This window comes from Streptomyces sp. NPDC055078 (assembly GCF_053607985.1).
Genome location: NZ_JBSGUP010001151.1, coordinates 1 through 1,138, shown reverse-complemented (window position 1 = coordinate 1,138; position 1,138 = coordinate 1). Strand labels below are relative to the sequence as shown.

Annotated in this window: 1 protein-coding gene; it reads left to right on the top strand. The window is 73.5% G+C overall.

From position 1 onward, the window contains the following. Positions 1 to 115: 115 nt before the first annotated feature. Positions 116 to 1,006, top strand: a complete 891-nt coding sequence (locus ACWF94_RS40875) for a universal stress protein (protein ID WP_453500423.1) — start codon at positions 116 to 118, stop codon at positions 1,004 to 1,006. Positions 1,007 to 1,138: the final 132 nt, after the last annotated feature.

Below are 1,138 nucleotides of genomic sequence, written 5' to 3'. Positions count from 1 at the left end.
GGGCCGGGGTCCCGCCGACGGCGGGACCTGCGTCCCTCGCGCTCGGGCATGGCGCGGGTCATGCTGGGCAGGGGATCGATCACACGGATCCCATCGCTCCAGAGAGGTGTGCACCATGTCCCGCACCGTCACTGTCGGACTCGACGGCTCCCGTGAGAGCCTGGCCGCCGCCGAATGGGCGGCCCGCGAAGCGAAGCTGCGCGGTCTGCCGCTGAAGGTGGTCAATGTCTGGGAGAAGGTGCCGCTGATCCAGGCGCCCTTCATGGGTGCCGAAACTCAGCAGCACTGGGCCGAGAGCTTTCCGGGGGAGGCGTCAGACGAGCTGCTCCGCCGCCACCCCGATCTGGACATCACGGTCGAACGGCTCACCGGCAGCCCCGGTGAGCTGCTGCCCGAGGCGGCCCGGGAGGCCGACCTGCTGGTCCTGGGGTCGCGGGGGCTGAGCGGGCTCGGCGGCTTTCTCGTCGGCTCGGTGGGGCAGGCCGTCGTGGCCCGCGCCGAGCGGCCGGTCGTCTTCGTCCGCGTCCCGGACGCCGAGGGCGGTGAACAGGCCGCTCCCGGGGACGAGGTGTCCCCGGACGGCCCGGTGGTGCTCGGCCTGGACGCCAACGCCCCCGACGACGCCCTGATCGAGTTCGCGTTCGAGGCGGCCGGTCGCCGCGGGGCGCCGCTGCGGGTCGTCCACGGCTGGAGTCTGCCGCCCTACTTCGCCTACGGGCTGCCCCCCGACCCCGAGCTGAACGCCCAGCTGGCCACCGCCGAGACCGCCACCCTCGCGGAGGTGCTGCGGCCGTGGCGGCAGAAGTACCCGTCCGTCGAGGTCGTGGAGGAGGCCCTGCCCGGCAAGGCGGTCGATCTGCTGGTGGCAGCCGCCGCGGAGGCTTCCCTGCTCGTCGTGGGCCGCCGTATGCGGCCATCCGCACCGTTCGGCGGACGCATCGGCTCGGTCGCCCACGCGGTACTGCACCACGCGACCGCGCCCGTCGCGGTGGTCCCGCACCCGTGACCCGGTCCGGGCCACGGCGACCGCCCGTCCCGCTCCGTTCTCGTGTGCCGCCGCAGGTTCGATGGCGCAGACCGTCATCTTTCGGTCACCTCCGGTGACGAACGGTAGTTTTCGCGGACGGAGGCGGCGGAG

Bases quoted from the DNA above. Each gene is read 5' to 3' on its own strand.
- ACWF94_RS40875 (WP_453500423.1), top strand. From the start codon at position 116: ATGTCCCGCACCGTCACTGTCGGACTCGACGGCTCCCGTGAGAGCCTG.